General features: G+C 62.9%; 8 protein-coding genes. 4 read left to right on the forward strand and 4 right to left on the reverse strand.

The annotated features are described in order from the left end of the window. On the forward strand, positions 1-203 hold a 203-nt coding region (locus GXY33_06140; protein NLX04703.1), incomplete at its 5' end, for a hypothetical protein. A 168-nt stretch (positions 204-371) separates the two neighbouring features. On the opposite strand, the gene GXY33_06145 is transcribed toward GXY33_06140, so the two are convergent. The 4 genes from GXY33_06145 to GXY33_06160 all read right to left on the reverse strand — a co-directional run bounded on the left by GXY33_06145 (position 372) and on the right by GXY33_06160 (position 2832). Next, a complete protein-coding gene (locus GXY33_06145; protein ID NLX04704.1) occupies positions 372-587 on the reverse strand; it encodes a hypothetical protein in 216 nt (71 codons plus the stop codon). A 264-nt stretch (positions 588-851) separates the two neighbouring features. After that, positions 852-992 carry a hypothetical protein gene (locus GXY33_06150; protein NLX04705.1) on the reverse strand — a complete coding sequence of 47 codons (141 nt, stop codon included), beginning with the start codon at positions 990-992 and terminating at the stop codon, positions 852-854. Between the two features lie 57 nt (positions 993-1049). After that, the gene (locus GXY33_06155) at positions 1050-1766 is read right to left on the reverse strand and encodes a DUF1559 domain-containing protein (protein ID NLX04706.1); all 717 of its coding nucleotides are present in this window, start codon (positions 1764-1766) and stop codon (positions 1050-1052) included. Positions 1767-1785: 19 nt separating this feature from the next. After that, a complete protein-coding gene (locus GXY33_06160) occupies positions 1786-2832 on the reverse strand; it encodes a LacI family transcriptional regulator (protein NLX04707.1) in 1047 nt (348 codons plus the stop codon). 278 nt (positions 2833-3110) lie between these two features. Between GXY33_06160 and GXY33_06165 the strand changes: the two genes are divergently transcribed. The 3 genes from GXY33_06165 to GXY33_06175 all read left to right on the forward strand — a co-directional run. Next, the gene (locus tag GXY33_06165; protein ID NLX04708.1) at positions 3111-4358 is read left to right on the forward strand and encodes a hypothetical protein; all 1248 of its coding nucleotides are present in this window, start codon (positions 3111-3113) and stop codon (positions 4356-4358) included. A gap of 85 nt (positions 4359-4443) precedes the next feature. Continuing rightward, positions 4444-5334 carry a Gfo/Idh/MocA family oxidoreductase gene (locus GXY33_06170; GenBank protein ID NLX04709.1) on the forward strand — a complete coding sequence of 297 codons (891 nt, stop codon included), beginning with the start codon at positions 4444-4446 and terminating at the stop codon, positions 5332-5334. A 176-nt stretch (positions 5335-5510) separates the two neighbouring features. Beyond that, a partial coding sequence (locus GXY33_06175) for a hypothetical protein (GenBank protein ID NLX04710.1) occupies positions 5511-5839 on the forward strand: 329 nt, incomplete at its 3' end.

Genomic DNA, 5839 nt, shown 5'->3' on the forward strand with positions numbered 1-5839 from the left:
AGGACCTGAAGGTCACCGGCTTTTCCTGCCCGGATGAGAAGAACATCGACCTGATCAATCTCGGTCAGCGGCTGGTGGCGGCGGGCGAGATCCAGCTCAAGCCGCTAATCACGCACCACGTGCCGCTCGACGACCTGGAACAAGGTCTGGCCCTCTGCCGGCGGCACGAGAAGGTCCTGAAGGTGATCGTCGATATTGTCTGAGACGCACGCAACGGATGGACTTGAGGCGGTGCGTCCGGAGGACGGGCGACGCTACGGCGGTTTCCAGTCACTGATGACAGGCCCGCCGCCCACTCAATACCGCATACGCCGAAGGGGCGGAATGCAGGCGGCCGCCCGTGGTTCCCGCGGACGATGGCGTGCCGGCTTTCAGCGGTTCTGAGTCATCGCATCCACGATTCGGCGGTTGTTTTCTTCCCGGCTCCTGTTGAGGTCATCGATGAGTCGGTCGACCTCTTCCGGCGTGGCCAGCCGATCTTCACCCGTCAATCCCTGACTCGCAGCCGCTCCGGCCAGGTCGCAACCGGCCAACGGGATCAACAGGCTTACAATCAGCAGCACAACGCACTTTCGAATGGTCATCATGGCGTCACCTTTCCAGTTGAAGTCACACCCTTTTAGGAAAATCCGCCACGCATGCCAAAGAGCTTTGAGACAAAAAGTGGTTTTTCAGAAAGAATCTCATCGCAGCGGCCGGGGCAGAGAAATCATCGGCAATGAGGGCGAGGAGGCGTGTTATCAACACAGCCGGGCGTTACGCAGAATCGTTCGGTTGGCCGTGCCTGCGGCGGGATGTCATGAGCGCCGCTGGGCCGATTGACGCACTGGAGGGATGTCCGAAGGACGCGCCTACTTAAACGGTCTGGGCTGGAATTCGCAGGGCTCGGATTTGGCGGGCGACTTGCTGTCGCTGATTCCGCCGCCCCATTCGATCCAGCCTTTGCGGGCCGGTTCGTCGCCGTCGGTCGCGATTCCGTCGCGGTACGGCACAGACCAGTTTTCCGGATGCGCGCTGAAAGCCCGTGGGCGAAGCGGAACGAGGATGATCTACATGTCAGGGAAGAACTTGCTTACCTGCGCGAGGTCCACAAAATCGGCCCACATCGCGTGTTCGGCGTGGCCGTCGGCGTGGAGCGAGTTGGTCGCCCCGGCGTGGCACCAGGGAATCTGATACTGGAAGTAGTAAAATCCGTTGAAGATGTCGGTGACCAGGATCATGACCTGGGTGGGCTCCGCGTATTCAGCCAGCACGACCTTTTCGCTGGGATTCGCAACGTCGGCGAAGCGGAACGGGCGGCGCTGCCAGCAGTGCGCGTCGCCGAGGGTGATCCAGTCCTGGTATCGGAACGCATAGTGGATGGTGATCGGCTGGGCGTAGTTGGCCAGCCTGGCCCCGGTTACCTGATCGCGGAAGGCGAACTCGTTGGTCGGACAGAGGGTGACCTTCGGCTCGACCCGTGCGTCAATCTCGGGCGCGCTGGTCGCGAGGTAGTCGTACCACATCCAATCGGCATACGGCGCCGGTTCAAAGAGCCTCAGCACGCGGGAAGCCACGAAATCGTTGTACATTTCCGCATAGAAGGCGAAGCCGGCGCCGAGCTGCCGGAGGTTGGACTGGCACTGGAGCGACCGGGCCTGCTCCCGCGCCGTCGCCAATGCCGGAAGCAGGATCGAGACCAGCACGGCGATAATCGCCACGACGACCAAGAGTTCGATCAGCGTGAAGGATTTCGAATTTGCGGATGGGTTTTCGCAGCGGCTCATATTCGTCCTCTTATTCCAGTCAATCTGTCACTCGCTTCGTTGACTTTCTGACGATCAGTTCCGGCGAAATTAGCACCTGCGGCGGATCGACCTCCTGGGCGGCCGGTTCGCCCGCGTCGAGACGCTCCTTGAGCATTTGCCACGCCGCCTGGGCCAGTTGCTCGCGCGGCTGACGGATAGTGGTCAGCGGAACGGCGGCCTCCGCGGCGGCGGCGATGTCGTCGCAGCCGATGACCGAGATGTCATCAGGAACGGCCAGCTTTCGCGCCCGCAGGGCTGAGAGCATGCTCAAGGCCAAGCGGTCGGTGCCGCACGCGATGGCGGTGGGGCGCTGGTCGGCGGCGAGGCTACTGACAAACTCCGCCGCATCGAGCGCGCCGCTTAGTCCGTCGCCCACCGTGAATTGGCGCAGCGGCAGACCGCGGCTGATCTGCTCCCACGGCCCGAGGAAGTTTTCGCGGCGGTGGAAGTGGATCTGTCCGCTCTGGTCGCTCGCCTTCTCGGCCGCCAGGTACATCACCCGCCGGTGGCCCTGCGACCAGAGGTGCTGGGCGGCGAGGCGGCCGACCTCAAACTCGTCGATGGTCACCAGCGGAAATCGCGTGGTCGGCATCTCGCCCATCAGGATCACGTGCACCCCGCGCTGGATGATCCGCCGCAGCAGGTCCTCGTGCTGCTTGGGCGTCCGGGTGACCAGCACGGCGTCCATCTGGCCGGAGAGGAACGCCTCCAGGTTGCGGCGTTCGCGATCCCGGTCGTACTGGCTGCTGGAGAACAGGACGGTGTAGCCATGCGGATAGCAGGCGTCGTCGAAGTGGCGAAAGAAGTCGCCGTAGTAGTCGTCGTTGAGGCTCTGGACATGGACCCCCAGCAGCCGGGTCCGCCCGGTGGCCAAGGCCTGGGCGGAGAAACTCGGCCGATAGCCCTGCTCGCGGCACGCCGCCACGATCCGCTGACGGGTCGAGTCCGAGACCCGCGTTCCCGGGGCGTTGTTCATCACCCGCGAGACCGTGCTCTTCGAGACGTTGAGGCTTCGGGCAATCTGTCCGATCGTCGTCCGGGCCAAATCCGATCTCCAACCGGTCCCTACATGAACAACCGGTTGCTCATCATTATACCAACTGTAGGAAGCGATGCAAGGGGTTCTTCTCGTCGCCATTGACCGCAGCCCCATAAGTGGGTTTTATTAATATCCAGTTCGGCCATCCTCGCTCTTGGATTGAAGCTCGTCCGGCATTCGGTGCCCTGTTCATCAGACTGCAACCGCTTGAATCCGCAGATTCCCCTCGGTAGACTGTATTATTTCGTTTGGCCGCCTCAAAAGCGGCAGGAGAAAGACCCGTCATGTCCGAGTCCTATCAGCGTATCGGTGGCGCGATCGATTCTGCGCCGATTTTTGACGTCCATTCGCATTTGGGAACCGGCGGTCAGGCTCAGGCCAGGACCCTGGCTGACATCGTTTCGTACCACTGGCTGGCGACCGATCTGGCGTGCGCGGCGGGCCGGCGGTTTGAGCGCGATCCGCGCAAGGAGCCCGAGGAGTACCTGCGCGAGGTGCTGCCGTACTTTCCAGCCGTCCGCAATACGGTCAACCATTTCGCCCTGATGCACATCCTGCGCGACCTGCACGGCTTGGAGGACCGGACGCTGACCGAGCGGAACTGGGAGCGGGTGGACCGGTCGGTTCGCGAACACGCCGACGATCCGCAGTGGGTGCCGAGCGTTCTGGACCGAGCCAACATCCGCAAGGTCTGCACCAATGACCATGATATCGCCCGCGACGAGGCGGGCCGGTACGTGCCCTACGTCCAGGCGGAGTATCTCTATGTTCCATCGGTGGCGCATCATCTGAAGCACATCGGCGGCCCGGAGCAGGCGCTGCCCGAGACCGCTGAGGGGTTGGCCGCCGCCATCGAGGCGCGGGTGGCCCGTCTGGTTGAAAAGAAGGTCCGCGTTCTGCACGTCTGGGCGCCCGGCACCTGGATCTACCGCGCTACCGAGCCGCAGCAGATCGACCCGCTGCTCAAACGTCTGCTGGCGGGCGAAAAGCCGTCCAAAGAGGAGCGCGACCTGTTTGCCAGCTTCTGCGCGGATGCTACCGCCGGTGCGGCGGGCCGCCACCAGCTCGTGGTTCAGCTATTCCACGGCACGCTGCACTACGCGGAGCGCGGCCCGGCTTCGTACTGGAATCCCGAGTTTCTCCGCAGCCTGACCGAGCACTTCGCGCGCCATCGCGAGACGCATTTCGATTTGTTCCTCTCGACTCGCATTCCCAGCCACGAGGCGGTGAGCTTTTCGCGAATATTCCCGAACCTCCACGTCAGCGGGGCCTGGTGGCAAGGCTTTTCGCCGAGCACGCTGACCGTGTTCTTCCGCGACCGGCTTGAGATGCTGCCGAATACGGCGTGGAACGCCTACTACTCGGACGGCTACATTGTCGAGTGGATCTACGGCAAACTGCCGGTGACCAAGAATCGCCTGGCCCACGCCCTGGCGGCCATGGTCGACGAGGAGTTGCTGACGCTCGACGACGCGTTGGAGATGGGGCCGCAACTGCTCTACGACAACGCCATGCAGATCTACAAGCCGTAAAGCGCCCTTGACATCGCGAAGCGGCGTTATCATGATGGGCGCTTTAACGTTCATACTGCAAAGCCACTGCAGAAAGGAGCCGGTTATGCGAATTGGGATTATCGGGGCTGAGAACAGCCATACGGCGGCGGTCGCCAAGACGCTGAACGTCGATAAGACGTGCGGGCGGGCCCGCGTGGTCGCGGTGTGGGGCGAGACGAAGGCCTACGCCGAAGACGCCGCCGCCAAGGGTGAAATTCCCACCATCGTCCGTAAGCAATCGGAGATGCTCGGCATGGACCTCGACGGGGTCATGATCGATCACCGGCACGCGAAGTTCCACGTGCCGGCGGCCATCCCGTTCGTCGAGGCCAGGATTCCCGTGTTCGTCGACAAGCCGTTCTCGTGGACGGTCGGCGAAGGCTGGAAACTGATCCAACTGGCCCGCAAGAAAGGCGTGGCAATCACCTCGTTCTCCGTCCTGCCCGAGCAGGAATCGTTTCAGAAGGGGTTCAAGAAGCAAGTTCGCGAAGCCGGGCGGGTCCTTTCGATCAACAGCACCGGGCCGTGCGACCTGAACTCCAAGTGGGGCGGAATCTTCTTCTACGGCATCCACCAGGTCGACGCGATCCTCAAGGCATTCGGGTACGGCATCGACGCGGTCCAGGTCATCAAAGCCGGTCGCGGCAATCCCAACGCGGTCGCGGTGATGACGTACCGCGAGGGCGGTCCGGTGGTGTCGATGGAGTGTATCGCCCAGGGCCAGGCGGGCGGCTTTATCTTCCGGGCGGTCGGCGAGAAGGGGCGCGTCGACTACAACTACCAGGCCGACGCCAACCAGTATCTCGGCGGCGTCAGGAAGTTCCTGATGATGTTCAAGACGGGCAAAGAGCCGCACACGCCGCGGGAAATGCTCGAGCCGATCGCCGTGCTCGAGGCGCTCAACAAGTCGGTCAAGAGCGGCAAGCGGGTCAAGGTCGCCAAGCTTCCCGGCTAGCGACAACCACCGCAGCAGCTTAACGGCACGGTTGGCCGCCACCAGCCGTGCCGTCTCCTTTTCCTTTCGCGTCCCGCCTTCGCCGGGGCCCCGCTTCGCGACCTCCGCTTGATTTTCCGGCCCTGCCGCTCCTATCGTTACCCTGGTTTTCGCGGTAGCTGCAGGAGATCGCAGGAATGAAGCACATTGTCCGTCTGTCCGCCGTTTCCCTGTCCATACTGTTCGGCAGTTGCGCAGCCGCTCCTTCCATGCCCCTCGATCCGGTCCGCGCGGTCGCGACGACGCGATTTGACGTCACCGTCGATCGGACGACTCTCAAGCTGCCCTACTACGCCAACACGGCTCTTGATGAGACGAACCCGGCGATTATCCGCGCGGTGATCGCGGTTCACGGGGCCGATCGCAACGCCGATCGGTTCTTTGAGGGCGTGCGGGCTGCTGCGCGACGCGCGACGGCTGAGAACTCGACGCTTATCATCGCACCGCAATTCCTTGAACTGCCCGA

This window comes from Phycisphaerae bacterium (genome assembly GCA_012729815.1).
Classification (GTDB): domain Bacteria; phylum Planctomycetota; class Phycisphaerae; order JAAYCJ01; family JAAYCJ01; genus JAAYCJ01.

Coding starts and splice junctions, on each gene's coding strand:
- GXY33_06145 (NLX04704.1), bottom strand. CDS start 587: ATGATGACCATTCGAAAGTGCGTTGTGCTGCTGATTGTAAGCCTGTTG.
- GXY33_06155 (NLX04706.1), bottom strand. CDS start 1,766: ATGAGCCGCTGCGAAAACCCATCCGCAAATTCGAAATCCTTCACGCTG.
- GXY33_06165 (NLX04708.1), top strand. CDS start 3,111: ATGTCCGAGTCCTATCAGCGTATCGGTGGCGCGATCGATTCTGCGCCG.
- GXY33_06170 (NLX04709.1), top strand. CDS start 4,444: ATGCGAATTGGGATTATCGGGGCTGAGAACAGCCATACGGCGGCGGTC.